Annotated in this window: 22 protein-coding genes and 1 pseudogene; 16 read left to right on the forward strand and 7 right to left on the reverse strand. The window is 43.0% G+C overall.

From position 1 onward, the window contains the following. Positions 1-36: 36 nt before the first annotated feature. From RYO92_RS02560 to RYO92_RS02585, 6 genes are all read left to right on the forward strand, one after another. Positions 37-999, forward strand: coding sequence for a helix-turn-helix domain-containing protein (locus tag RYO92_RS02560; RefSeq protein ID WP_315369387.1), 963 nt, complete (start codon positions 37-39; stop codon positions 997-999). 300 nt (positions 1,000-1,299) lie between these two features. Next, positions 1,300-1,815 (forward strand): hypothetical protein, encoded by a 516-nt coding sequence (locus tag RYO92_RS02565; RefSeq protein WP_315369388.1) that lies wholly within the window; start codon positions 1,300-1,302, stop codon positions 1,813-1,815. Positions 1,816-1,845: 30 nt separating this feature from the next. Then, the gene (locus tag RYO92_RS02570; RefSeq protein WP_315369389.1) at positions 1,846-2,844 is read left to right on the forward strand and encodes a permease; all 999 of its coding nucleotides are present in this window, start codon (positions 1,846-1,848) and stop codon (positions 2,842-2,844) included. A gap of 119 nt (positions 2,845-2,963) precedes the next feature. After that, positions 2,964-3,893, forward strand: coding sequence for a CobW family GTP-binding protein (locus tag RYO92_RS02575; RefSeq protein WP_315369390.1), 930 nt, complete (start codon positions 2,964-2,966; stop codon positions 3,891-3,893). Between the two features lie 128 nt (positions 3,894-4,021). After that, positions 4,022-4,252 carry a thioredoxin family protein gene (locus RYO92_RS02580; protein WP_314828392.1) on the forward strand — a complete coding sequence of 77 codons (231 nt, stop codon included), beginning with the start codon at positions 4,022-4,024 and terminating at the stop codon, positions 4,250-4,252. Between the two features lie 211 nt (positions 4,253-4,463). Continuing rightward, positions 4,464-4,913: an Hsp20/alpha crystallin family protein gene (locus RYO92_RS02585; protein ID WP_273155402.1), complete on the forward strand. Its 450-nt coding sequence runs from the start codon at positions 4,464-4,466 to the stop codon at positions 4,911-4,913. Positions 4,914-5,034: 121 nt separating this feature from the next. Here RYO92_RS02585 and RYO92_RS02590 read toward each other — a convergent pair. After that, positions 5,035-5,268 (reverse strand): annotated as a pseudogene (locus RYO92_RS02590) (methyl-accepting chemotaxis protein); the annotation flags it as partial. Positions 5,269-5,587: 319 nt separating this feature from the next. On the opposite strand from RYO92_RS02590, the gene RYO92_RS02595 reads away from it, so the two are divergent. Then, entirely contained in the window at positions 5,588-7,333 is a 1,746-nt protein-coding gene (locus tag RYO92_RS02595) for a GGDEF domain-containing protein (RefSeq protein ID WP_315369391.1), read from the forward strand. Between the two features lie 124 nt (positions 7,334-7,457). On the opposite strand, the gene RYO92_RS02600 is transcribed toward RYO92_RS02595, so the two are convergent. Next, positions 7,458-8,564, reverse strand: a complete 1,107-nt coding sequence (locus RYO92_RS02600; protein WP_007157217.1) for a peptidylprolyl isomerase — start codon at positions 8,562-8,564, stop codon at positions 7,458-7,460. Between the two features lie 388 nt (positions 8,565-8,952). Here RYO92_RS02600 and RYO92_RS02605 point away from each other — a divergent pair, with 388 nt between their 5' ends. The 8 genes from RYO92_RS02605 (at position 8,953) to RYO92_RS02640 (ending at position 16,676) form a co-directional block, all read left to right on the forward strand. After that, the gene (locus RYO92_RS02605; protein ID WP_315369392.1) at positions 8,953-11,472 is read left to right on the forward strand and encodes a PEP/pyruvate-binding domain-containing protein; all 2,520 of its coding nucleotides are present in this window, start codon (positions 8,953-8,955) and stop codon (positions 11,470-11,472) included. A gap of 70 nt (positions 11,473-11,542) precedes the next feature. Further along, complete coding sequence (locus tag RYO92_RS02610) at positions 11,543-12,625, forward strand: hypothetical protein (protein ID WP_315369393.1); 1,083 nt, start codon at positions 11,543-11,545, stop codon at positions 12,623-12,625. A 6-nt stretch (positions 12,626-12,631) separates the two neighbouring features. After that, positions 12,632-12,991 carry a diacylglycerol kinase gene (locus RYO92_RS02615; protein ID WP_315271632.1) on the forward strand — a complete coding sequence of 120 codons (360 nt, stop codon included), beginning with the start codon at positions 12,632-12,634 and terminating at the stop codon, positions 12,989-12,991. A 9-nt stretch (positions 12,992-13,000) separates the two neighbouring features. Further along, a complete protein-coding gene (locus RYO92_RS02620) occupies positions 13,001-13,591 on the forward strand; it encodes a CDP-archaeol synthase (protein ID WP_315369394.1) in 591 nt (196 codons plus the stop codon). 63 nt (positions 13,592-13,654) lie between these two features. Continuing rightward, positions 13,655-14,257 (forward strand): CDP-alcohol phosphatidyltransferase family protein, encoded by a 603-nt coding sequence (locus RYO92_RS02625; RefSeq protein WP_315369395.1) that lies wholly within the window; start codon positions 13,655-13,657, stop codon positions 14,255-14,257. Positions 14,258-14,268: 11 nt separating this feature from the next. Next, positions 14,269-15,294 carry a phosphatidylserine decarboxylase gene (locus RYO92_RS02630; protein ID WP_315369396.1) on the forward strand — a complete coding sequence of 342 codons (1,026 nt, stop codon included), beginning with the start codon at positions 14,269-14,271 and terminating at the stop codon, positions 15,292-15,294. Continuing rightward, positions 15,281-16,246, forward strand: coding sequence for a UbiA family prenyltransferase (locus RYO92_RS02635; RefSeq protein WP_315369397.1), 966 nt, complete (start codon positions 15,281-15,283; stop codon positions 16,244-16,246). The genes RYO92_RS02630 and RYO92_RS02635 overlap by 14 nt, the downstream gene beginning before the upstream one ends. A gap of 118 nt (positions 16,247-16,364) precedes the next feature. Next, positions 16,365-16,676, forward strand: a complete 312-nt coding sequence (locus RYO92_RS02640; protein WP_314967134.1) for a hypothetical protein — start codon at positions 16,365-16,367, stop codon at positions 16,674-16,676. A gap of 110 nt (positions 16,677-16,786) precedes the next feature. Here the strand turns inward: RYO92_RS02640 and mprF are convergent, their stop codons facing one another. The 5 genes from mprF to citD form a co-directional block, all read right to left on the reverse strand. Next, the gene (gene mprF / locus RYO92_RS02645) at positions 16,787-19,375 is read right to left on the reverse strand and encodes a bifunctional lysylphosphatidylglycerol flippase/synthetase MprF (protein WP_315369398.1); all 2,589 of its coding nucleotides are present in this window, start codon (positions 19,373-19,375) and stop codon (positions 16,787-16,789) included. 146 nt (positions 19,376-19,521) lie between these two features. After that, on the reverse strand, positions 19,522-20,229 hold the full coding sequence (locus tag RYO92_RS02650; RefSeq protein ID WP_315369399.1) for an alpha/beta fold hydrolase: 708 nt from the start codon (positions 20,227-20,229) through the stop codon (positions 19,522-19,524). 65 nt (positions 20,230-20,294) lie between these two features. Beyond that, positions 20,295-21,869 (reverse strand): citrate lyase subunit alpha, encoded by a 1,575-nt coding sequence (gene citF, locus RYO92_RS02655; protein WP_315369400.1) that lies wholly within the window; start codon positions 21,867-21,869, stop codon positions 20,295-20,297. Next, the gene (locus tag RYO92_RS02660; protein WP_315369401.1) at positions 21,862-22,764 is read right to left on the reverse strand and encodes an aldolase/citrate lyase family protein; all 903 of its coding nucleotides are present in this window, start codon (positions 22,762-22,764) and stop codon (positions 21,862-21,864) included. The genes citF and RYO92_RS02660 overlap by 8 nt, the downstream gene beginning before the upstream one ends. Further along, positions 22,754-23,059, reverse strand: a complete 306-nt coding sequence (gene citD / locus RYO92_RS02665) for a citrate lyase acyl carrier protein (RefSeq protein ID WP_315369402.1) — start codon at positions 23,057-23,059, stop codon at positions 22,754-22,756. Before citD ends, RYO92_RS02660 begins: the two co-directional genes overlap by 11 nt. 249 nt (positions 23,060-23,308) lie before the next feature. Between citD and RYO92_RS02670 the strand changes: the two genes are divergently transcribed. Beyond that, positions 23,309-24,513, forward strand: a 1,205-nt coding sequence (locus tag RYO92_RS02670) for an enhanced serine sensitivity protein SseB C-terminal domain-containing protein (protein WP_315369403.1), incomplete at its 3' end; no start/stop codon positions are given.

Below are 24,513 nucleotides of genomic sequence, written 5' to 3' on the forward strand. Positions count from 1 at the left end.
AATGATGTCCGATATGTATGATTTTGAGGGGATTCTATGGAAGTCAACGAATTTTACAGAGAATGGCTTACCCGCAGCGGTTTTGTTGAATGTGAATCTACACAGAACTTTAGCCCTGCCGGAAAATTGTATCTCGCGCCAAAGGAGCTGGCTTGTGGATATTACTGGGTCTACGGAGAAAAGGATTTGTTTGATATTAAAATCCATGATTTCTATTTTTTTGAGGATCACTTTATTTCTCTTACTACGCCGGAGTGTTTGAGCATTACTTACTATGATTCCGTGTCCGGGGAGGAGTTGACCCCTTACCGCCGTTTAACTGCGGGATGTGTCAAAACCTTTCATGGAGGACATGCGCTTTATCAATCCATTATGCACAAGAATATTCTGATTCGTTCCGTGGGAATTGAAGTATTTCCCGCATATTATGAAAAATATCTGCGGGAAAGCTATCCGGATGACTACCTTCCTCCCAATGAGGCGTTCCGTCGCATCGGGCAGACGCTCGACTTCCCGGAGATGTCCCGACTTTTACGTCAAGTTTGGGAGTATAATGGAGAAGGCATACCGGCAAAGTTATTCTATGAAGCCAAGGTCGCGGAAGCGGTTTCTCTTGTTTATGAACACGGAAAGAAAAGCAAAAGCGAGTTATCTGCAAAAATATCCAAGCAGGACATGGATGCCTTAAGTAATGTTACCTCCTATATCCATGACCATTTTAACTCGGCGCTTCCGTTGGATACGCTCGCGCGAATCGCCTGTATGGGTACAACAAAGTTGAAGACCTCTTTTAAGCATGTCTATCAACGCACCATTTCGGAGTACATCCAAGAGCGACGTATGAGCCACGCGGAAATGCTTTTAGCCTCTACAGATCTTACAGTCGACCAGGTAGCTTCGGCTGTCGGGTATTCCAATGCCGGAAGATTTGCGGCAAACTTTAAAAACAATACAGGGATCTTTCCATCGGAATATCGTAAAATGGCACGTAGGAAATAAGGACAATATTTTCTATTTATACAATTTTTGCTATCCTAAAGCTTGCAGAAGTTATGTTTTCAGATTACCTAAACCGGTTAAACGAGGAGATATATGAAAAAAATCAGGAAAAGCATAAACATATGTATCGCTCTTGGCATCTTATTCGGGCTTATTCTTCTTTTTATTAAGCTACGGTTTCAGCTTAGTAAAGAAGAAACCATGCGCATCTACATTTCCTCGTCGATAGCAGTTCTACTCATCAGTGTTATCATAAACCTGTCCTATAATATCTTTTACGGAAGGAAAATTAACGCCCTAATGCCCTTACTCGCTGAAGCAAAGTATGATGAATATTTGGACAAGATAACAGCGATTCGAGATAAGGTAAAATCCAAGCATCTTAGGGCTATTGCGGAGCTGAATCGTACTGCGGCATTAACAGGGAAAAAAGAATATGCTACAGCAGTGGAAATGCTAAAGGAATTGGAGCCGAGGGTAAAGAAAATGCCTTCTGTAGAGATGGTGAGAAGGTTGAATCTATGCCTGAACTATTTTTATTTAAAGGACTACGAGGAAGCGGAGACTCTTTATCAAGATAGTGAAGCTCTTTTTGGAAAATACAAAGAGAATGCGTTCTATAAAAAGAACTTTACCATTCTGGATTTGTTTATGGATCTATGCTGCTATGGGAAAAAAGAGGGAGTGGCAGAGCGAATTCAGGAAGCAAGAAGGATGTATCTGGAAAAGCAATTACAAGAAGATTTTGAGTATTTGGAGGGGCTTTTGGAAGAAGGAAAGGAAAATCTGCAGGAAGACACCAAAAGTGATATATAGGGTAGAGGAAAAGGAGGTGCAAAAAACAGCATGATACAGTTTATACAAGAGGAAATTTTGAGAATGGACTGGCTAAGCCGACTCTTTCGGGAGGCTTTGGAACGCATGGGGATTGCTACGGAAAGTCGCATCGGAGGAAGTCTCCATTTCTTTCTCTATGATTGTGTGAAAATCACGGTTTACCTTTGCGTCTTGATATTTGCCATTTCCTATGTACAGAGCTTCTTTCCGCCGGAAAGGACAAAGCGGATTATGGGGCGTTTTCACGGTATCCATGCCAATATTATAGCGGCTCTTTTGGGAACGATTACTCCTTTTTGTTCTTGCTCCTCCATTCCGATTTTTATGGGGTTTACGGCAGCAGGAATTCCTCTTGGAGTCTCCTTTTCCTTTTTGATTTCCTCTCCCATGGTGGATTTGGGAAGTCTTGTGCTACTCACCGGTATTTTCGGTCTAAGAATTGCCTCTGTCTATGTGATATTGGGACTCTTGCTGGCGGTTCTAGGCGGCTTAGTGATAGAGCATTTGTCTTTGGAAAATGAGATAGAACCCATTCTTTTGCAGCTGCAACCCGTGGAGCAGGCGCTCCCTACCTTATCCCGGAAAGAGCGTCTTTCTTATGCTGCCGAGCAGGTGAAAACGACCTTTCGAAAGGTTTTCCCCTATATCCTTTTAGGGGTAGGCATCGGCTCTTTGATTCACAACTGGATTCCGGAGAACTGGATTATTTCTTTACTTGGGAAAGGGAATCCTGCCGGCGTGATTCTTGCAAGCTTGGTGGGAATCCCCATGTATGCGGATATTTTTGGAACGATACCGATTGCGGAATCCCTTCTTTTGAAGGGGGCGGAGCTGGGAACGGTGCTGGCCTTTATGATGGGGGTTACTACTCTTTCTCTTCCCTCTATGATTATGCTTAGGAAGGTCATTAAGCCGAAGCTCTTGGGGACTTTTATAGGAATATGCATCCTCGGCATTATTCTTATCGGATATATTTTTAATGCATTACAGGCGGTGCTTCTGTTATGATTTACAAGGAACATGCTTTCCTTTCGACTAAGCGGTATTGCCGGAGTGCACGCTATTTTGTGCTACCTTTTACTATCTTTTATATCTTGTACTACATTGTCCTCATTAGGAGATCATTTATGGAAAAGAAAAAATTATATGTCTTAACAGGTTTTTTGGGAGCCGGAAAAACCAGTCTTTTGCTACATATACTGGAAGAATTTTCCGATAAAAAGCTTGCCGTCATTCAAAACGAATTTGGGAAAACGGGAATTGACGGCAGTATTCTGGAAAAGAAGGAACTGACCATCAAGGAAATCAACAGAGGATCGATTTTCTGCTCCTGCCTGCAACTTTCCTTTGTGGAAGCTCTGTCAGAGATGAGCAAGGGAGATATGGAATACCTTTTTGTGGAAAGCTCCGGTCTTGCCGATCCTTCGAATATTCGGGACATTTTAAAGAGCGTAGAAGTTCTGGCCGGGGACGTCTATGATTTTCAGGGCGTAATCTGCCTGATTGACGGCGTGCATTTTCCAAAGCAGGTAAAGGATACGGAAACGGTAGACAGGCAATTAAAGCATTGTGATGTTGCCATCGTGAACAAGATGGATTTGATTTCCGAGGAACAATATAAGAAAGTACTTTCTTTGATTCGGGAAGTGAATCCCCATTGCCTGATTTTACATTGCGAAAATGGAAGAGCAGATCTTAGCTTTATTCGAAAAGGCTTTGAAAAGGGAAGCTGGGTAGATTCGGAAGAAAGCTTAAATACGGTGGATAATAAGCCGAAAACCATTTCTCTGGTCTGTGCGGAAAATGTTTCTAAAGAGCGTTTTCATCAATTTTTACAAGCAGTTTTACCGGACTGTTACCGAATCAAGGGCTTTTTCCTTTTGGACAATTGCTGGATGCAGGTGGATGTGGTGGAAGAACTAATCGACTATAAGCCATGTCCAACAAAGGATATTTCCGAGTTGGTATTTTTGTCGAAGGTTGGACCAAAGGTGATTCGAAGCGTTGATAAAGCTTGGAAAAACTATATGGACTCTCCTATGAAGCTAAAGAATTAAAAAGCGGAAAAACAGAAAAGAAACGTAGAAAAGAGACGTAGAGAAGATACCTAGAACAGAAATACTGATTAAAATTTAGGAATTGGAATGGCGAAAAAAGCGGAAAAGTGTTTTAGTGAGGAATGAATATGGAAATTAAGGTTATCGGTGCAGGCTGTAAAGAATGTGATACATTATATCAAAATGTAAAGGAAGCGGTAAAAGAGCTGGGGAAGGATGCTAAAATTGAAAAAGTAGAGGAGTTAATCGAGATTGTAAAGCTTGGGGTACTCAGTGCTCCTTCCCTCATGATTGACGGGAAACTGGTCGTAAGCGGGCGGGTTCCCGGAGTCGGAGAATTAAAAAAGCTATTGTCTTAAAGGAATCCTAATAGGACACAAATTTTTCACAACTGAATTAGCACTCAACACTTGACAGTGCTAACAACTTGAGTATAATCATAATCAAGCAGAGGAACAGAGAAGACCGCAAGGACTTTAAAGGTTCTCACGATGATGAAGATTCTTCCCCTTGCTGAAAAAAATGACAAGAGATTAGAAGTCAAAAGAAGAGTATAAGGAGGAAAAAGATATGTTAGCACCTAGCATTTTTGGAGAGAATTTATTTGATGATTGGTTTGATTTTCCAAGTTTTGGAGGTCTGGGTAGAGTAGAGAATAAGCTTTACGGAGACCGCAGTGGAAGATTGATGAAGACGGATGTTCATGAAAAGGACGGGCAGTACGATATGGATATCGACCTTCCGGGCTTTAAGAAAGAGGATATCAAGGTAGAGTTGCATGACGGCTATCTTCAGGTCAGTGCCGTGAAGGGCTTAAATGAAGAAGAGAAGGATGAGAAAGGTAAACTCATTCGTCAGGAGCGTTACTCCGGCTCTATGCAAAGAAGCTTTTATGTTGGTGACAGCATTAAGCAGGAAGATGTAAAAGCAAAGTTTGAACAGGGCGTTCTGAAGCTTTCCTTCCCTAAGGAAGGGGAGAAGAAACTTCCGGAGAAGCAGCCGATTATGATTGAAGGTTAAGGGCTGTAAAAAATCAAAATAAATAGATTTTCGGCAATATAGGTCTGAATGCGGGGTAGTCATAGCCCCAATTTCAGACCTATATTGCTTAGAAAATTATTTTAATTTTTTACAGTTCCTTTTATTCTTCATTCTTTAGCTGAAATTTGGATACCAGATCCTGCAATACATTGGCCTGTCCGGACAGCTCCTCGGAGGCTGCGGCAGACTGCTCCGCTGTTGCGGTATTGCTTTGTACCATAGAGGAAATCTGATCCAGTCCGGAGCTCAACTGTACAATGCCCCGGGCTTCATCCTCGGAGGCATCGGAGATTTTGGAAATAATATTTGTAATGCCTTCCGTTTTAGTTTTCACCAAATCCATAGGTACGAGCTCATTAGTCTTTTCGGTTCATTCGACAGATTTTCCTTTTTTTATAAATCAAAATAGAAAAGATTGTGCTATACTATTTTCATCTTTAGAAAGCGGCAAGAGAAGAGTTACTCGTATGAGGCAGAGGTTTATGCCTTCTCTTATATTTGACGATTAAGTATAGGTTACGGTGGACTTTTGTTAGTTTAGACCGAAGCTTTCGTGCTTATGAGACAGAAAGAAGATATGCATCTAAGGGCATAAACACGAAGGATATTTTTGTGAAAAACAGAGCATTCTATGTTGGATATTCGGAGCGGAGATGAGAAATAATTCCTTCATCAAAAAACATCAAACCGTCATTCTTTTGTTCCTCTCCATTTTGGTGGGGCTTCTTGTGATGCGCTATATTCTGAGTGATGTAGGACGAGTGCCGAAAAGTGATTATAAAATGCTGAAGAACATGAGCGTAGAAGTACAGCACGAGGATGGAAGTGTAGATAATTTTCAGAGCTATCTGTTTAATTTTTCTTCCCGAAAAGATCATATCACCATGCATCTGCCCTTGGAATCGGAATGGAAGGCGGAGTATCAGACGATAAATTTCTTTTTTTATAACAGTGTGGTGAAGGCCTACTACAAGGACCAGTTATTGGTGTCATACGGAGAAAATCTGAAAAGGCATATGATCGGACACCTGAAAATCAGCATACCGGTTCCTTTGGAGGCTTATGGGGATGAGATTCGGGTGGAAATCGATCCTCAGCTGGATATTTTGGAGGATAATTTTGATGTTCCGGTTTTGATGGCTAAAGGGACAGAGTTTTACTATCCGATGATTAGTCAGGAAACGACTTATCCTATTTTCGTAATGACCTTAATCGGCTCCTTTATCGGAATCGTCATTTTTGCTTTTTTCTTTAAGACTCATGTGTATGCCAGTGAAGGAATGTGGCTATTCTCCCTGGTTTTCGCCATTACCCTCTGGCACTTGGGGAATACCGGTCTGGCCTATTTGCTTTTCCCCAGAGAGGATTTAAGTGCGGTTTGCGAATATGTGGGTATGTATTTATTGTTGCCCACGGCTCCTTTATATGCCAGCTATGAAACCTCAAGGAAGGTGGTCAGGGAATATCTTAGAGTAGTCGGCAGCATTTTCTTGGCCTTCTTCTTGCTTTGCCTGATTCTTTATATTTTCCCTACGGGATTCCAGTATACCGGGCATCTCCGTCTGGTACAGACGGCACAGATTGTAATGGTATTTTCCTCTATGGCAAGCCTGCTTTTCCCCGGAAAAAAGATAAAGAACAATTCGGATTATATTTTGGGCTACGGCTTGGTGTTTGTGGCTGTATTCGGCATTTTAGAACAGGTTAGAATCATTTTGGCCGGCAGTATTACGGAGAAGTGGCCGGGATTCTTGCAAAGCTTTGTTACCACAGGCTTTTCAAAGATTCTGATTCTGCTTTTGATTATTGTTTTTATTACTTCCTATGTGTTTAAGGTTATTCTGATTGCCCAGGCCGGTATCGAAGAAAAGCATTTAAAATATCTGGCTTATACGGATCGGCTGACCGGTCTTGGAAACCGGCAGTATTTGCAGGATCAGCTGGAGGTTTTGGACCACAGTAAAAAGAAGGACTATGCCGCTATCTTTATGGATATCAACGACTTAAAGCTGACCAATGACCTTTATGGCCATGAGTCCGGAGATCGTTTGATTCAAATGGTGGCAGAGGCAATTCAGGATGCCATGGCAGAGGTGGAAGGCTTTTCCGGAAGAAACGGCGGTGATGAATTTGTCTGCATCGTCTTCCCCGCAAGTGCAGTGTTTGAAGTGGAAAATAAGATTAAAGAGTATTTGCGGAATACAAAGGAGAAACAGAATCCGCCCTTCCCTGTAAGTATTTCCATGGGAAGTGCCAGCTATCGGGAGGTTGCGGAGAAGCTCCCCATTGAAAAGAGAGAACATCTCACCGTGAGTCATGTGATTCGACAGGCGGACGGAAAGATGTACGATGATAAGTATAGAATGAAAAAGAGTAGAGATCAGGAGATTTCTTTTTAAACAAGGAGAAAAGGACTTTGAAAGAAGCTTTTGGGGATATCCCCCGGTTCTTCCAAAGTCCTTTTTGATATTAATGGATTTTAGCCGGTATCAGGGCTGACATTTGGAAAATGTCCGGCTCTGCTTAACGATATTTCTGGAAAGTAATATTCTGAATCAGGATGGGGTTGGATACAGGCGCATCATCTTGATTGGTTTCCTGAGAAGCAATCTTTTCTACTACGTCCATTCCTTCATAAACCTGTCCCAATACGGTGTAACGTCCGTCCAGCTCGGGAATTCCGCCCACTTCCTTGTACTTTGCCTTTACATTCTCCGGAAGAGATAAGAGCGGCAGAGCTGCTTCATTACGAATCTTACTGCACTGCACGATATAGAACTGATTTCCGTTGGTATGGGGACCGTTATTTCCTAAGCAAAGCGCTCCGTTAAAGTTGTGCAGCTCCATGTTTACTTCGTCAACGAAGAAACCGTTATAGCTGGACTTTGCCTCGTCTCCGGAACCATCCAAAGCACCGCCCTGAATCACGAAATCTTTGATGACTCTGGCAAATGGCGTGCCGTTGTAGAAGCCCTGCTTGGATAGGGTAATCCAGTTTTGTACGGCAATGGGAGCCTTCTCCGGGAAGAGACGCATCTTGATTACTCCCGCATCGGTGGTCATAATGCAAACTTCTTCGCCGCGTTTTGGCTTATCCAACTGATAAATCTTTACGTCGGATACATCCACGCCCTTATCCTTCCAAAGGATGCCTACTATCTTCCATTTGAGCCCCTGGGCATCTCCCAGTCTTGCCATTTTCAGAAGGACAGTGTGTTCCGTTACCTTGTTCTTTGCTTCGGTAGTCTGGAACTTTAATTCCATGATTCCTCGTAAATCATTGTACTCATCGGTTCCGTTTACCCGATGAAGCACCGGCATCTTGGTGTAGGTATAGCGGATGTCCTTCATACCCTCAAAAGTCCGGAAGTAGTTGCGAATAGCTTCCTTTTCTTCTTCTGAAATATCGGGAACAATGTAATCCTCAATACCCTTATGCTCCTTGATATCCTTGATGAATTCTTCAAAGCGTACCTTAAGTTCACTTTCATCCCAATGCCGGGACAGGAGCTGCCAGCTTTGTACTTCGTCATCATAGTTTTTGGCAAAACCTGTGACGGCGGTAAGGGATAGAGCGGTCAGCAATGCACAGCCGAATGCAAGAGCTGATTTCATGAATGATTTTCTCATAAAGCCTCCTTTCTGTCATGAGAACTTGTGCTGATTTACAATTGTTCTTTGTAAATCCGAATTTATATTTAGATAATAATACCAAAGAAAAGCTATTGTTTAAATACTTTTTAGAGGAAAAATAAATGTATACAGAATGGGGGAATGAAGCTATAGGAGCGGTATGGTTCAAAACCTACTAGGATAATATGGTTGCTATGAAACAGACTATGGAAATACAGTGGGCATGAAACAGACTATGAAAATACAGTGGGCATGAAACAGACCATGGAAAATTGTAGTGATGAAACTGACAGGGCAAATAGGGTGTGGCATTTCTTTAGAATTCAAGGTAAGATAAATTATTATATTTAGAGCAAAACAGCTGAAAAAATAAGTGGGAGAAATCATGAAGGCAAGGAATTTAGAAATTTTAAAAGAGCAGGGATTTCCGGTTCCGAGGTTCATCCTGGTTTCGGAAAATGAGGAAGTGACTCTTTCTTTTTCTGAGAAGGAATACTTTGCCGTTCGCTCCAATTTTTCTTCGGAGGACAGCGGAGAGCATTCCTTTGCCGGACAGTTTTTAACTCGCTTAAATGTAAAAAGGGAGAAGGTCAAGGAAGCGGTACAGGAGGTATTTGCCTCCTACGCCGGAAGTTTGGACTATAAAGAAAAGGCGAATAGAGGGAAGGCGGAATACGATTTAAAACAGCAGGGTAAAGCAGAACAGTATGAGGACACAGAACGTCAGGAGAACACAGAACGTCAGGGAAACGCAGAACGGCAGGAGGACACAGAACAGAAAAAAGCAGTATTATCGGGAGAAACGGTACTCATTCAGGAAATGCTGTTTCCGGAAAAGTCCGGTGTTCTGTTTACAAAAAATCCAAAAGGAATTCTTAGTGAAATGGTGGTGGTTCTTGGACAAGGTCTGGGCGATAAGGTGGTGGAGGATCAGGAAAATGTACTGACCTACCACTATTTTCCGGGGGAATGCCTGTACCAAGAGGGGCAAGGTACCGTTATAGGTTTGGATGAGGATGAGCTGAAAACTTTGTTTAGCCTTGGAGAAGAAATAGAACAGCTTTTTCAAAAGCCCATGGACATAGAATTTGCCATTGAAAAGGGCAAGATTTACATATTACAGGCCAGAGCAATCACCACCTTGGACATGCAACTTCCCGCTCGTATTTTGGACAACAGCAATATCTCCGAAAGCTTTCCGGGAATTTGTCTCCCTTTAAGCGAGAGCTTTGCCGGAGAAATGTATAGCGGGATTTTCACTTCTTTAGGAAGACGCTTTCTTGGAAAGAGAGTCTCTTCCTATGAGGCAGTTTTTCAACGCATGGTGGGGGGATTTTCCGGAAGAATGTATTATGAAATCTCCTCCTGGTACGATATTTTGCGCCTTCTTCCCTTTTCCGGGAAAATCATTCCGGTATGGCAGGGGATGCTGGGGGTATCCAACGAAGAAATATCCTTTTCCAAGAAGAAGCCGAGCTTCTTTTTAAAGTGCAGAATCGCCCTTTTATTTTGCTATTATTTTATAGTTTCCCAAAGGAAAATGAAGGAGCTGGACAAGTTTTTCCAAGAGCGCTATGTCTCCTATAGCAAAAGAGTGGAAGAGGAGGAAGAAGCTCAGGCACTATACCGGATTTTTTTGGAAATGAAGGAAGACCTCTTACGGGAGTGGGATATTACTTTGATGAATGATATGGTGTCCTTTATCAGCACCCATTTGTATGGGAAGAAAATGGCATTTTCCTTAGAAACCATGAAGCCGGTACGAGCGCTTTCCACCTTAAAGGCAGTAGCAAGAAAGCATGGCTTAGACAGCGAAGAATACCGCAAGGAAAAGAAAAGCTATATTTCTGCCTATGGAGACCGGATAGAGGGAGAGCTGAAGCTGGAAACCAGAACCTACAGAAGCAATGAAGAACTACTGGATCGGTGGATTTTGGATGCTTTAGAGACGGAAGAGACAGATAGGGCAGGGCTTCCGGAAGCGGGGCATAGCATTCAAAAAGCTTATGGGGAGAAAGACAGATTTGAGAAAGATAGCATAGAGATAGATTTCGCGGAGAAAGATTGCGAAGAGACGAGCCGTATGGAGAAGCCCTCCGAGCAGAAACAGCGAAAGTCCTTCCTCTATCGCCTTGCCGAATCTTCCTGCAACAACAGGGAGATTTCCCGCCTTCATCGCACAAGATGTTTTGGTCTTATGCGGCGGATTGTAGATAAAATCGGGGAGAAAACCATAGGCTTTGATGTGTACTATTTGAGACTTGATGAGTTGAAGGAATTTCTATTTTCCGGCAAAGATTTCTCCCTGAAAATTGCAAGAGAAAAGGAACTTCGGAAGGCCTACGAAAGGCTTCCTGTTTTGTCTCGGGTAAAGCTCCTGGGAAAGGTGGACAGAGACCCTATGGCAGGGGAGATTAGGGTTTTAAGTTATGAATCTTTCAAGGAAAAAGGGAATATAGAAGGTCAAATCGAAAAGCCCGGAAGAGATGGAATGCTTGGGAATACCGGACATATCAGACAAATGGAAAAAGCCGGAAAAAAAGATAAAGAAGCAGGGAATGCTAAGACAAGAGTTTTCTTTGGGAGAGGCGTTTCCAAGGGCATCTTCCGAGGAGAGGTTTTAAAGATTAAAAGCTTACAAGAGATAAGAGTAGCGGAGGCTAAGGGGAAAATTCTTTTAAGCTATTCTACAGACCCGGGCTGGTTCCCCTATTTGGATATGGCCTCAGGACTGATAACGGAGCGAGGCTCTCTTCTATCCCACAGCGCCATTCTCGCAAGAGAATTGGAAAAGCCTGCGGTGGTCAATATTCCGAAGATTATGGAAGAGCTGCAAAGCGGAGACATTGTGGAGATAGATGGGGATTTAGGCATTTGCAGTGTCATAAAACAAAAGGAAAAATAGGATTGCAAGACAAGTGAGAGGGGAAATCCGAAACTTTATTCTCCCACTTGTTTTAAAATAGAAAGGGAAAATGAAGAACTATCAAATCAAAGCGGTAAAGGAACAAGGGGAAAGGGAGCAATTTTTAAATCTTCCCGCTATGCTTTATAAAAAGTCCTGTCTTATGCAGGATAGGAAAATGGAGGAGGAGATACTTTCGGGAAGCCACATTTTAGTGCAAGGAAATTTTTGTTTTCTGCCCTTTCTTTGCGTGAGCCTAAAGGAGGGAAAAGAAAGCGTAGTAGGGCGGATTGCTTTAACGCTGTATGAAGATGAGGCCTACGGCTTTGCAGGATTCTATGAAAGTATAGAGGAAGAGGAAGTGGCCCTTTTACTTTTAGAAGCTTGTGAAATGGAAGCCAAAAAAGCGGGGAAGAAAGGCTTGAAAGGACCCATTGATCTTTCTTTTTTCGGAAGGTATCGCTTTGCTTTGGAAGAGAAAGTGCCCTATACTGGGGAACCTGCGAACAAAGCTTATTATCCTTATCTTTTTGAAAAAGCGGGCTTTCAGATTTGCGATACTTATGTTTCTCACTTTTATGATGCTTTGGAGCCTTCCTATGAGAATGCAAAGGCAAAGAAACGCTTGGAACATTTTCAGGAAAAGGGCTACCGATTTTTGCACCCTACAAAAGAGAACTTTGACCGATACCTTTCTGAAATCTATCCCCTTTTAATGGAACGTTATAAGGATTTCCAAGGCTTTCGGAATATTTCCCGAGAAAGCTTTGTAAGCCTTTACAGCTCTTTAAAGTATATTGTAGATGAAGAAATGGTCTTTTTGGCTTATGATAAGGAGGAGCTGAAGGGCTTTTTCCTCTGCCTTCCGGACTATGGAAATCTACTGCAAAAGCCTCTCAATCCAATTCTTCTTTTGCAAATCCTTTTCAAAAGAAGAAGGCCAAGCTGCTACATTCTTTTGTATTTGGCAGTGAAGAAAGGGGCAGAGGGGCTGGGGCTTGCCTTTTCCCAGTTGGCCGCGAAAGTGCTGAAAAGAAAAAAGGCCAAGTCTATTGCGGCACTGATTCAAAAAGGGAAGGCCAGCGAAGGCTATTTTCAGGATAAATGTGCGGGAAGTAGAGAGTATGTATTGTTAGTAAAGGAGTTTTTGTAAATTTCGATGAAGAACATCACATTTCGACAAAGTGTGCTATGCGCCATTAAGGGACTTTATTTCGGACTAAAGACGGAAAAGAACTATAAATATTATCTGGGGATTAACCTCGCTTTTTTTCTTTTGGATTTCTTTTATTTGCAGGTGGATTTGGCTACCTGGTATGCTGTGATTTTAAGCTCTGCCGGTGTGTACGGTATGGAGTGTGTCAATACGGCGGTGGAGCATCTGTCGGATTTTACCACTAAAGAACAGCACCCGGAGATTAAGGCGACTAAGGATCTGGCGGCTGCGGGAGTGCTTTGCTTCGGCATTGCTTTCTTCCTGATTCAGGGGATTGCCATAGGAAAATATTTTTTGGGGTAAATACTATTTATGCAGTGGATCATATCTTTATACATCACCATGTTTCCGGTGATTCTGGCAGGCGTTTTCAATATGCTATTTCTGAAAATTCCTTTTTTGAAAAGCCGTTGCGGACCTATTGACGGCGGAAAGAACTGGACAGACGGAAAACGGATTTTCGGGGACAGTAAAAGTATTTTGGGCTTTATTTTAATGACGGTTCTTGCAGGCATATTGGAAGTTTTTTGGGGCTTTCTTTTGCAGGGCTTAGGGCAAAATAAGCGAAGTCTTTTGTATCTGTATTTTGAAAATATGCCTGCCTTTAATTTTCTGATTGGCATGCTTTTCGGCTTTTTGTATATGCTCTTCGAACTGCCCAATAGCTTTATCAAAAGGAGACTTTCGGTTTCTGCGGCGGAGCAGGGAGACAGAAGACGAGGGCTTAAGCTGTTTTTCTTTATTTTGGATCAGATTGATTCCATGTTCGGGATTATGCTTTGCCTGGGCGTTTTGGTGCATCTGACACCTGCACAAACTGTATTTGCGATTTTTCTGGGCGGACTTACCCATGTTCTCGTGAATTGCCTGCTGATTCTTTTTAGGGTGAGGAAATATCTATAAATAGTTGCTGAAGTAGGAATAGTAGGCTAAGAATACATTGTTGCATTAGTTGAGGAAATATTGATGAAGAAAATTTTTTTAGGGGTCTATCATCCCAGTGTGCTTTTAACCTATCTTGGGCTTTCCATTTCTTTATACGGAGTTTTCTTTTCGAAAAGTTTCGCTTTTTCTTTGATTTTACTGATTTTAGCAGGGCTTTGCGATACCTTTGACGGCATGGTAGCCAATGCTTTTCAAAGAAATGATCTGGAAAAAGCCTTTGGGGTGCAAATTGATTCTTTATCGGATCTTATTTCCTTTGGTGTGTTTCCGGTACATATTTATCTTCAGTATTTTGCCAAATTCGGAGTCTTTTCTTTTCTGCTTTCAGTGCTATATCTTCTTTCCGTAGTGACCAGACTTGCCTATTTTAATGCCAGTGGAGGAGAAAAGAAGGATTATTTTACCGGCCTTGCGGTGACCTACGCTTCCTTTTTTATTCCTCTTTATGGATTATTCAGCATATATTTTTCCATAGAGAAAATTCTTCCGGGAGAGCTTTTGTATGTTTTACTGGCTTTTTTCTTCGTCTTTAACTTCAGAATGAAGAAACCGAGTCTGAAAATCCGAATCGGTCTTTTACTTTTGGCTGTTCTCTTTGTGATTTTGCTGGTGAGAAAGCTGTAGGGGAGAGGACTATGGGTAAAGAGCAAAAACAAAAAGAGCAAAACGCCCCTTCCATTATTGAGCGAAAAACAGGAAGGCTGATTCAAGAAGAGGAGTATGGGCAGAGGGCCATTTATTTTTTGTACCATCATTTTCTTGGGAGAGTTCTTCTTAAAATGATTTTTGCCCGCCCCTATTTTTCTTTTCTTCGGGGCTTGTATTATAACAGCTTTCTTTCTAAAAAAGATATTGCGCCTTTTGTGGAAAAATACGGACTTTCCAAAGAGCTTTTAAAGAAGAATTATCAAAGCTTTGGGGCTTTCTTTTCCAGAAAAGAAGCAGTTTATTTAAGAGAGGCCGGAAAAGAGAATACAAAGGAAAATGGAGAGGGATGGAAAGGGAAGATACAGGAAAAAAGGCATGAAAAAGGACAGGCAGGAAAGCGAGCTTTCTATGCCACCGCTTCCGGAAAGCTTCTGGCCTATAAAATAGACCAAGAAGGACAAATTATTTTCTCCGGCAGTGAAAACAATGGGGAATCTAATCTCCTTCCTTTGGAAATCAAGGGAAATTACTATTCAATCGAAAAAATTCTGAAGGCTCCCTGTCCGGAATTTTTGAAAGGCGGAACGCTATTGGTTTTTCGCCTTAGCCTGCCGGATTATCACCGCTACATTTTCCCGGCAAGGGGAAGGCTTTTAAGAACGAAAAAAATCAAGGGAAGGCTGGATAGTGTGCGTAAAGAGGCCGCCCACTTTAAAGCATTTTCCGAAAATAAAAGAGAAATCAGTCTTTTGGAGTTGGAAGGCATGGGAAAAATCCTCCATGTGGAAGTGGGGGCAATGCTGGTAGGGCATATTCATAATCATAGGGCAAATCAGCTTCCTTTTCGCTTTCAAGCAGGAGAGGAAAAGGGCTATTTTTCTCTGGGAGGCTCGACTATTGTGGAACTGCTCAATGATAAAATTGTGATTGATGAGGACCTTTTTGAGAATACGAATAAAGGCTTGGAAACGAAGCTGGAAATCGGGGAAAGGATAGGCTATGGAAAGGCTTAAACGATTAAATATTTACTTTAAGGAAATGTACCCCATAGTGCCAAGATTGGGACTGGGCGTAATGATTTTTCTGGAAATCTACTTTATTGTGCTCTTAAATCATGGTGTGGGAAAGGATACGCTTCTTTCGTTTCAGCCGGTGGAGGGGCAGTCGGCACTTTACAGCTTTTTTGTGCAACATGATATTTTGGGGATGCTGATTTGCAGTTTTACGGTTTTTAGCTTCTTGCTTTGGCTAAGAATTGCGGATGACTTTAAGGACTACGAGCTAGACAAACGGCTTTTTGCCTTTCGGCCTCTTCCCTCCGGAAGAGTTACAAAGACGGATTTACGGATATTTGCCACCATACTCATTTCCTTTACCCTGCTGATTAACTTCCTTTTTATGAAGAACTTTATCTTCTGCTTTATTCTTTACACCTATGGAAGCTTAATGGCGGTGTGGTTTTTCCAAAAGCATAAGATTGCAAAGTCCCTTCCTCTGGCTTTGGTTACCCATAATCCGGTACAGATTCTTCTTAATCTCTATGTGATTTCTTATACCATTATGAAATACAAATTGCCGGTTTGGGATATTACCAATTTCATGGCTGTGCTGACCTTGTATTTTCCGGCTCTTATCTGGGAGATTTCCCGGAAGATTCGGGCACCGGAGGAGGAAACGGAGTATGTGACCTATTCCAAGCTTTTCGGCTATAAAAAATGTATTCGCTTTGTCTTTATTTTAACCTGGGTAGACATTTGCACGAACTTCATCCTGGTATGGAGACTGAGCAGACTGTCCGTTTTGCTACTTTTCTTAAACGCTTTATGGTGCTCCTACTGCTTCTATGACTATGCAAAAAGTCCGGGGCGTTATCGCATTGTGTCCAAGGTGGAAAGATACACCTATATTCAGGAAAGCCTGATGATTCTAACGATAGTGGGATATTTGATTTTCGGAAGAATTTAGAATGTTGGTTTTGAGAAAATTTATAATAGCTGCCTTAAATCGGAGTATAATAGAGCGGTCAAGATATATTAAAGGTATAGAGTACAACACGATAGCTATAGAGTAAAAAGGAGATTTTATGGAATTACAGGATTTTACGGAAAAGGAACAGGAGCAAATTAAGCAGGGTTTATCGGAGGCGGTCATCAGCGATAAGGAAGCAGGAAAGAAAATTTTAGATTTGGTGCCGGAGGAATGGATCAAAAGGATTCCCTTCTTCGTAAGAGGTCATGCCACCACCAAGACCATTGAAAGAATTGCGAAGGAATATCCGGCATTATATGCAGTGGCTAAACAGGCGGGAGAGCTTCCGGAGAAGGAGAGAGAAGAGCTTCGAAAGATTATTACGGATATCTTTGAGGAGAAAATGAAGAAGCATAAGATTCAGTAAAAGAAAGAATATCTGAAATTGGGACAATAAAGAATACTTTATGCAATATAGGTCTGAATGCGGGGGAGTCTGAGCCCGCATTCAGACCTATATTGCTTAGAAAATGTTTTTTACAGCTCTTTTACTTTCCGGTTATCTATCTTAAAAATCGCCAGCAGATCAAAGAGCAGACTGCTGTCCTTCGGATAGGACAGGTATCTTGCCTCCCAAAGGGGCGAGAATTTTTCTTTGTATTTTCTTAGTCCCGAAAAGGAGTAGAAACGATTGGTAAAGGCATAAACCAGGAAGGCCAGTTTTTCTTGGAAAAAGCTATGCTCTTCCTGTCCCACGTTGGAGAGAGGCGCCATACCCAAATCAAAGTATTCCACGCCTTTTTCTTTAAAATACAGGAAAATCTCCACAAAGAGGTAGTCCATGATGCCGTTACTTTCCGTTCCCGGATTATAACGCATTAAATCAATGCTGGCTTCCTTTTCTCCGTTGCAAATAAGGAAGTTGGAGAAGGCCTGCACATGTCCCTCGGAATCCAATACGCAGGCAATGGGAGCCAGAGAGAGATAGCCTTTGTCAAAGAAGCCCAGAGAAAATCCCTTTTCCTGTCTTCCGGAAAGCCAGGCATCGGATATTTTTTCCAAATCCTGTAAAAAGGCATCGGAAAAGGGCGGGTATTGTACTTGAAAGGTATATCCTTTGTTTTCTATTTTGTTGACCGCGGCACGGAACTTCTTACCGGATTTTCCCACAAGATCAAAGTCGGAAAGAGGAACCTTTGCACTTTCTCCGAACTTCATAAATTCATAGCCATGGTTATGAAGGAGAAGGGTTAAATCCTGTCCTACCTCATAGAAGAGCGGAGTAAGGTTTTTTTCCTCCGCTTCCGCAGTAAAGGAAGAGATTGCAGCAGGAAAATATTTTTCTTCCCCGATGGGTTCTCCCATGATCACCGCTTTTCCGTCTTCTATGGCAAATTGAAAAACCACTTTATCCATGCCCTCTTCCTGATAATAGTACAGCAACTTATCTCCCAAGAAAGCCAAAGAAGCCCCTAAATTCGTATTGGGAAAGCTTTGCAAAAAGTTCTGAAAGCGTTCCTGATTGAATTTTTCTCCGAAGGAAAAATGTTTATCCCTCGCCAGTGCGCCCACGGCAATATAGCAAAGCGCAGGAATCAGAAAATAGGCGAAAAGATGAAGAAAGTAGTCTAAAAAGACCGTGAAAAAATGGGGCTTTGAGAAAGTGTGTATTTTATGCAGAACGCCCTTATGGAAAATCAGGAAGCCGAGACTGTCTTTTCCTGTATTTCCACTGGAAAGATATAAAAGAAAAAAGGTAAGTAAAAAACTTCCCACAATATAGGAAAAGTCCTTTAGCCGGTCTTCCATAGGATAGAAAAAGGCTTTTCTGGAAAGCTCTTTTCTTCGAAAAAAGAGAATCAGCAGAAACAACAGAAGGTAGAGACTACTGAAAAAAGAAGGGCTTCCCAGATTGATATAGAAAAGAGTCACAAGGCAAAGCAGAAGGGAAAAGGGCTTGGCAAAGGAGGCTTTTCTTTTTAAAAGTCTTCCCAAAAGGAAGAAAAGAGAACCCAGAAGAAAGCTTGGAAACTGCCAGAGTAGCTGCCCCCTTATGGGATCCATTTGTCCGATAAGAGGAATGCTATGGATTTCATCGGGAAGAATGGCGGTGGCCATCAGAAAAAAACCGAAGAAAGTTGCCATAAAGTGGCTGATGCCCTGTCCCAGTAGGGAGCTAAGCTTCTTCGGAAGACCATAAAATTTTTGATTAATCTGTCCTCCCATACTTTTGATAAAGAAAAGGAGACCGATGGCAAAGGGAATGATGTAATAAAAGATACGGAAAAGCAGCAGCCAGCTTGCCGCCTCATTTCGATTTACGGAAAAATGTAAAAGACCGCTCATCATCATTAAATCAAAGCTTCCGAGACTTCCGGGAATCATGGAGACGATACCGATGCAAATGGAGATAAAGAATAATGGCAAGGTGTTGGCAAGGGAAACGCTGTAGCCCAGTGTCCTTCCGCAGTAAAAGAAAAAGCAGGAAACAAAGCCCCAATCGAGGAGGGAAGTTGCGATTAAAGCCAGAATCTTTTTCTTAGATAGATTTCCAAAGTAGGACCAGTTTTTTCTGGTGGAAAGAAAAAGCAAGACCGGAAGAATCAGAGAAGCCAGAAGAAGGACAAAGCTGTAGGGTCTTAAAACGGCATTTTTCTGAACGAAAAACAAGAGCCCGAAGGATAGCAAGGAATAGAGGGAAAGCCCGGACATGAAATAAGGCATCACCTTGGAAATGCCCTGCATGGTTTCTTCGCCCTTATCCTCCTCCGTAAAATAGCTGTAACGCAGTCCCACGTCCACAAGGCCTGCAAAGCCGATCAGGTTGTTTAAGCTGTTGATGGTCCAGCTGCTTTCTATGAGCTTCCCCAAAGAAATCTTCTTTTTCAGCTCCTTACAAAGGATAAAGTCATAGAGCATCATCGGAGAAACGGAAAGGATTCCGAGAACAAGGAGACTTACAATTTGGAAAGGGGACAAGCCGCTCAATATGCTTTTTACCGCCTCCGGGGAAATGGTCTTTCCCATTTTAACAAGTTCCAAAAGCACCAAAATAGAAATGCTTAGGAAAAGAATGCTCTTTAGAACATTCTGCCATTTTTTAAAAAAAGAAATCAGCTTATTCAATTTTTCCTCCTTACTATGGAAACCGGAGTTTCTTTACTCTATACGAACTTTGTTTTGCAATTTTTACCTTACTTTATCAGCAACTTGTGCTGATAATCGATGCTTGTATTGTATAATCAGCATCTTGCTATTTGATTAAGGCAGTATCAAGGCTGTATGCCCTGCACCATTTTTTCTATCAGTTGGTTAAAATAGGCACTGTCTTTTTTAGGAATATTGTGTCCCTGTCCTTTTCTTTCCAGAAATTTGCCTTTTGGAAAAAGCTTTGCAATAGCCATACTGTGCTTTCGCTTAATCATATCCCTATCGCCCACCAAAACCACTACAGGGTAAGGCGCCTTTTGAAAAAGCTCCTTCGGCACATCCACATTTTCCCGTAAAAGGGGAGAAACCCTGGACTTCCGTTTAAAGGCGGGAAGAAAGAGGCCCAAAAAGCGGTAGAGCCATTCCTCCAGATAGCAGGCATAGCGGGGAAGGAACTTTAGACCGGAAAAGGAAATATTTCCGCTGTTTGCCAGAATACCGGCTACTCTCTCGCCGTGGCGACCGGCGTATTCCAGGGCGAGGTTTGCGCCGTCACTGTGCCCCACCAAAAGACATTTTCCTATGGAAAGGGAGGAAAGGAGCTCCTCCAGACTATCAGCAAGGTAAGCAAAGCTTGTTTCCCCCTGCAGTTCTCCGGATTTTCCATGCCCCAAACTATCTACAAAGAGAAGCTTAAAACTTTTCTCGAGAACCCTTTGCTTTGCAAAGTAGCCGCTTTGCAAATTATTTCCATGAAGAAAGACAATGGGGAAGCCTTCTCCCAGAATATCCACATGGATTCGTTCTCCGCTTTTACAATAAAATTCCATTTTGAACTCCCTTGGCATAAATTACATACTTGTTTTATAAGAATGGCACTTGGCTTTACTGGTTTTTATCTAGCGCTTAGTGTAAGTAGATTTTTATCCTTCCGCTTTCTTACAACGTCCATGATGCTGCCGTCTCTTGCTTCGATAATGGCAACTACCTTATCTTCGAATTCCAGCTTGGCCGGTTCACCACAGATCTTGTAGGCAATATCTCGTAATTCCTCAATACTCTTTATGGGAAGCTTAGCGGCTTTTGCAGCCTCCAAAAGCTCCGGACGCCGGGGATTAATGGCAATGCCATAGTCAGTAACAATCACATCCACAGTTTCCCCGGGGGTGGTAACGGTAGTCACATCATTTCGAATAGTGGGAATTCTTCCCTGTACCAAAGGCGTGATGACAATGGTGCATTTTGCACCGGCCGCCGTATCCGGATGTCCTCCCTGAGCCCCCATTAATTCTCCCTCGGAGCTCATCACCACATTGCAGTGAAAATGTACATCTGCCTCCAGTGTGCCTAAAATTACAAAGTCCAGTTTATTGACCACCGCGCCTTTACAGAAGGGATCGGCATATTCCTTTGTGCTGATGGAAAAATGCTTCGGATGGGAAATCAGATTCTCGATAGAAGGCAAATCAAAGTCCTGAGTATCCAAAAGGCAGGAAACCAAACCCTCATCCAATAAATCGCACATGGGTTTGGACATTCCTCCTGCACCAAAGCCCATATGAATGTTTTTCTCCCGCATTTTCTCCGAAAGACAAAGTGCCGTGGCACTGGCTGCACCGCCTATACCGGTTTGAAAGGTGAAGCCTTCCTTAAAATAGGGGGTAGCGGCAATGAACTTTGCACAGCTTTCCGCCATCATCAGTTTTCTTCTATCCGTCACGGGACGGGCGGCACCGGTAGCGATTTTTTCCGGATCTCCGATAGCATCCACCTTTAGCACATAGTCCACGTCAGTCATGCTGATATCTGCCGGAAAATTCGGAAAGGGAACAAGACAATCCGTTAAAACCACCACATACTCGGCATACTCCGCATCAATGGCAGAGTAGGAGAGCACACCGCAGTTGCTGTTTCCCCCTACTGCCCGGCAATTTCCGTATTCATCACAGCTTGGAGCCCCGATAAAAGCAATGTCGATTTTCGTTTCTCCCGTTTCGATGGCCCGAACTCTTCCGCCGTGGGAACGAAGAATAGCGATTCCCTGCAATTTACCCTCACTGATGGCTTCTCCGATTTTCCCCCGAACTCCGGAGCTTTCGATATGGGTTACGGTGCCGTCTTCTATCATGGGAACAAGCCCGTCCTGGGCTTTACTGAGGGAGCTGGCACAGATGGTAATGTTCTTAAAGCCCATATCATGAATAGCCTGCATCACCTGCATAGCCACCAGGTCTCCCTCCCGAAAATGATGGTGAAAGCTGATGGTCATGCCGTCATGGGCGTTGCATTTTCGCAAAACCTCCTGCAAATTACTCTCCAGCTTACTGCCCTCGCCACCGATACGTGCTCTTGCTCTTACTGCTGTCTTTTCATAAGAATAGCCGTCAAAATGTCTGCTTCCCTGAAATACCGTTTTCCCGGTTTCCGCTAAAACCGCATCCGGAATCTCTCTACCCACTGCATTAATCATTTTGCACCTCCTCCAAAACGCCGGCAGCCTTTGCCAGCGCAAGGGTTCTTTTTGCCCCGTCATAAAAGGCGATGTCTATCATTTTCCCATCTACGGTAAATACGCCGATGCCCTGACTTCGTTTCTCATCAATTTCCTGTACTACTTTTTCGGCAAAGGCAATTTCCTCCTCGCTTGGCGTATAAACAGCATGCACAACGGGAATCTGTCTCGGGTTTATAATGGACTTTCCGTCAAAGCCCATGGTGTGAATCAGCTCCACTTCCTTCCGGAAGCCTTCCATATCCTCCAGATTGGTATAGACGGTATCAAAGCACTGTATTCCTGCGGCTCTTGCGTGAATAATCATCAGTTGTCTTGCTCCGCTAAGCTCTACGCCGCTTCCACTGATTCCGGTATGTAAATCCTTGGTATAATCTCCTGCAGAAAGGGCTACCCCGAAAAGCCTGTCCGAGGCATGGCAAATTTCTTCCAAATGTACCACGCCCTTTGCAGACTCGATAGCCGCCATAAGAAGGGTGCTTCCGAGATCCACACCGGCTTCTTGCTCCGCCTTTGCTACCTCCGCTTCTACCGTAAGAATATCCTCCTTGGATTCCGTTTTCGGAATGCGAATGCTGTCACAGCCGGCAAATACGGCGCAGCGAATATCCTCCTTCCAAAAGGGAGTATCGATTCCGTTAATCCGCACCACTTTTTCTGCATTTTGATAATCTACTTTTTTTAAGGCATGAAAGAGAGTGAATCTTGCAGCATCCTTTTCTCCAAGGGCTACAGCATCCTCCAGATCGAAAATCAAGGAGTCCGCCCCGTAGATATAAGGATCCTTTAAAAGATTCGGTTTCTGTGCATTCAGAAACATCATGCTTCTTCGCAGGCGATTTTTATGATTCATAGAGCAGCTCCCCCCAAGGAATATTTTCCGTTTTATCCTGACTGCGGTAAACAGCGGCCTGTAATCTTGCCACAAGGATGTGGTCAAAGGCGCCCATGTCTTCGACCTCCACCAAGGCATCCTGAATGCCCATTTGTGTAAGGCAGTGATGAACCAAGGCAACCATCCTGTTTCCGTATTCGTAGAGCACCTTGGATTTAAGCTCCACTGTTCTGCCGCCGTTCCCTTTAGAAACAGTTACCAGGCAATCACATTTCTCCGTGGTGCCGGCGCTGGCTGTTTTTTGGATTTCCATAACGACTCCTTTCGACCCTATCATTCCCTTTTGGGATAGGCATTGTCCAAGTACTATACATCCTTTTGCAAGATTATGCTATTCTTCGCCGCATAGTATAGACCGATTAAAGAAAGAAGGGTGTGATTTTCTTGTGAAAAATGGTATTTGTTTGAAGTCTTGGTGACAAAGTTAAATAAGTAGATGGCAATGAGGTGATTTTGAGATAAAATGTTTTGCATAAAGCTAATATAGTTTCGGGAGGACAGAATGTTAGAAAATTTAAAGAATTTCTTTACTCGAAAAGATGAGTCTAAGTCTGAGAATCAAAGGAATAGTGAGAATGGGGTCGATCGAACCCGCTTTACTCTGATGGCAGAAAGCTATGCAGCCGTAGAGGGGGATTGTTTTTCTGTAGAAGGCCAACTCTTTGGCAATACTAAAGAAGGGGAGAAGGTTTATGCTCTGCATCGTGATGGAACGATTTCTCATCTAATGATTATAAAGATAGAGGAAATAGATGCATTAGCGGAACAGGCAGAACAAGAGGAAACCCAAGGGCAGAGAAGGGTAAAGCTCTTCTTCTCTCGAAAAGAAGCCCTTTCTCCGGACTGGCAATATGCAGTAATCACGGATATTCCCTATCAGATTGAAGCGAATGTGCATCAAGCGGTGGAAAATCCCTATCTTTTAGGCTTAAGTCGCGTGTTTTTTGAAAGGCAGGGAGAGGGAGAATTTCTGAATCTCTTTTTTAGAGAGCTGGTACGAAGTCATTACCTGGTGGCGATAGAGACAGACGGAAGCCTGCCAATGGGGGAAAAGGATGGCTCTGTAACCCTAAAGGCAGGGATGAAGCTCACCATCCCTCATGTAACGATGGATCAGGGAGAATCGGCCCTTCCGGTGTTTACGGATTGGTTTGCACTGGGCGCCATGGATCAGCAAATGGGGGCTATGAATCAGCAGATGGAGGCAGGATGGAAAAGAGAAACCATGATTGCCGGCTTCCCTCAAATTGTGTCCATGCTTACTAAGGGAGAGGGCTTTGTAATCAATCCCTATGGACCGCAGCTCTTCTATGTAAGCCCTACACTTATCCATAACTTGATGAGTTCACCGGGATACCAAAGTGAATTTGGGGAAGCGAAAGTACAGTCCGTGGAAGTGAAGAAAGATACGGAGGTTCTGCTGGGATATCCGGAGGAAAATGAAGAAGTGGAAGCCTTGCATAGGAGACTTATATCCTTTGCAAAGACACATTCCGAGATTGCAATGTTGGATATGCTTTTAAAGTCCGACCCGGATGGCACAAAGTCTTATCTGATTATTGTGGACATGCCGGAGGAGCATTGTCATGAATGCTTTAAGGAAATCTATGAAAGTTGTCGGGAGCTTTTGCACCGAGTCCCCTATATGGATTTTGTGACCTTGCAGAGAGGAGATTTTGCAAAGGGGGCAAGGACTGAGGAACCGCT

Origin of the sequence: Oribacterium sinus (assembly GCF_963553175.1) — a bacterium.
Classification (GTDB): Bacteria; Bacillota; Clostridia; order Lachnospirales; family Lachnospiraceae; genus Oribacterium; species Oribacterium sinus_B.

Coding starts and splice junctions, on each gene's coding strand:
- RYO92_RS02560 (WP_315369387.1), top strand. CDS start 37: ATGGAAGTCAACGAATTTTACAGAGAATGGCTTACCCGCAGCGGTTTT.
- RYO92_RS02565 (WP_315369388.1), top strand. CDS start 1,300: ATGCCCTTACTCGCTGAAGCAAAGTATGATGAATATTTGGACAAGATA.
- RYO92_RS02570 (WP_315369389.1), top strand. CDS start 1,846: ATGATACAGTTTATACAAGAGGAAATTTTGAGAATGGACTGGCTAAGC.
- RYO92_RS02575 (WP_315369390.1), top strand. CDS start 2,964: ATGGAAAAGAAAAAATTATATGTCTTAACAGGTTTTTTGGGAGCCGGA.
- RYO92_RS02580 (WP_314828392.1), top strand. CDS start 4,022: ATGGAAATTAAGGTTATCGGTGCAGGCTGTAAAGAATGTGATACATTA.
- RYO92_RS02585 (WP_273155402.1), top strand. CDS start 4,464: ATGTTAGCACCTAGCATTTTTGGAGAGAATTTATTTGATGATTGGTTT.
- RYO92_RS02595 (WP_315369391.1), top strand. CDS start 5,588: ATGAGAAATAATTCCTTCATCAAAAAACATCAAACCGTCATTCTTTTG.
- RYO92_RS02600 (WP_007157217.1), bottom strand. CDS start 8,564: ATGAGAAAATCATTCATGAAATCAGCTCTTGCATTCGGCTGTGCATTG.
- RYO92_RS02605 (WP_315369392.1), top strand. CDS start 8,953: ATGAAGGCAAGGAATTTAGAAATTTTAAAAGAGCAGGGATTTCCGGTT.
- RYO92_RS02610 (WP_315369393.1), top strand. CDS start 11,543: ATGAAGAACTATCAAATCAAAGCGGTAAAGGAACAAGGGGAAAGGGAG.
- RYO92_RS02615 (WP_315271632.1), top strand. CDS start 12,632: ATGAAGAACATCACATTTCGACAAAGTGTGCTATGCGCCATTAAGGGA.
- RYO92_RS02620 (WP_315369394.1), top strand. CDS start 13,001: ATGCAGTGGATCATATCTTTATACATCACCATGTTTCCGGTGATTCTG.
- RYO92_RS02625 (WP_315369395.1), top strand. CDS start 13,655: ATGAAGAAAATTTTTTTAGGGGTCTATCATCCCAGTGTGCTTTTAACC.
- RYO92_RS02630 (WP_315369396.1), top strand. CDS start 14,269: ATGGGTAAAGAGCAAAAACAAAAAGAGCAAAACGCCCCTTCCATTATT.
- RYO92_RS02635 (WP_315369397.1), top strand. CDS start 15,281: ATGGAAAGGCTTAAACGATTAAATATTTACTTTAAGGAAATGTACCCC.
- RYO92_RS02640 (WP_314967134.1), top strand. CDS start 16,365: ATGGAATTACAGGATTTTACGGAAAAGGAACAGGAGCAAATTAAGCAG.
- RYO92_RS02650 (WP_315369399.1), bottom strand. CDS start 20,229: ATGGAATTTTATTGTAAAAGCGGAGAACGAATCCATGTGGATATTCTG.
- citF (WP_315369400.1), bottom strand. CDS start 21,869: ATGATTAATGCAGTGGGTAGAGAGATTCCGGATGCGGTTTTAGCGGAA.
- RYO92_RS02660 (WP_315369401.1), bottom strand. CDS start 22,764: ATGAATCATAAAAATCGCCTGCGAAGAAGCATGATGTTTCTGAATGCA.
- citD (WP_315369402.1), bottom strand. CDS start 23,059: ATGGAAATCCAAAAAACAGCCAGCGCCGGCACCACGGAGAAATGTGAT.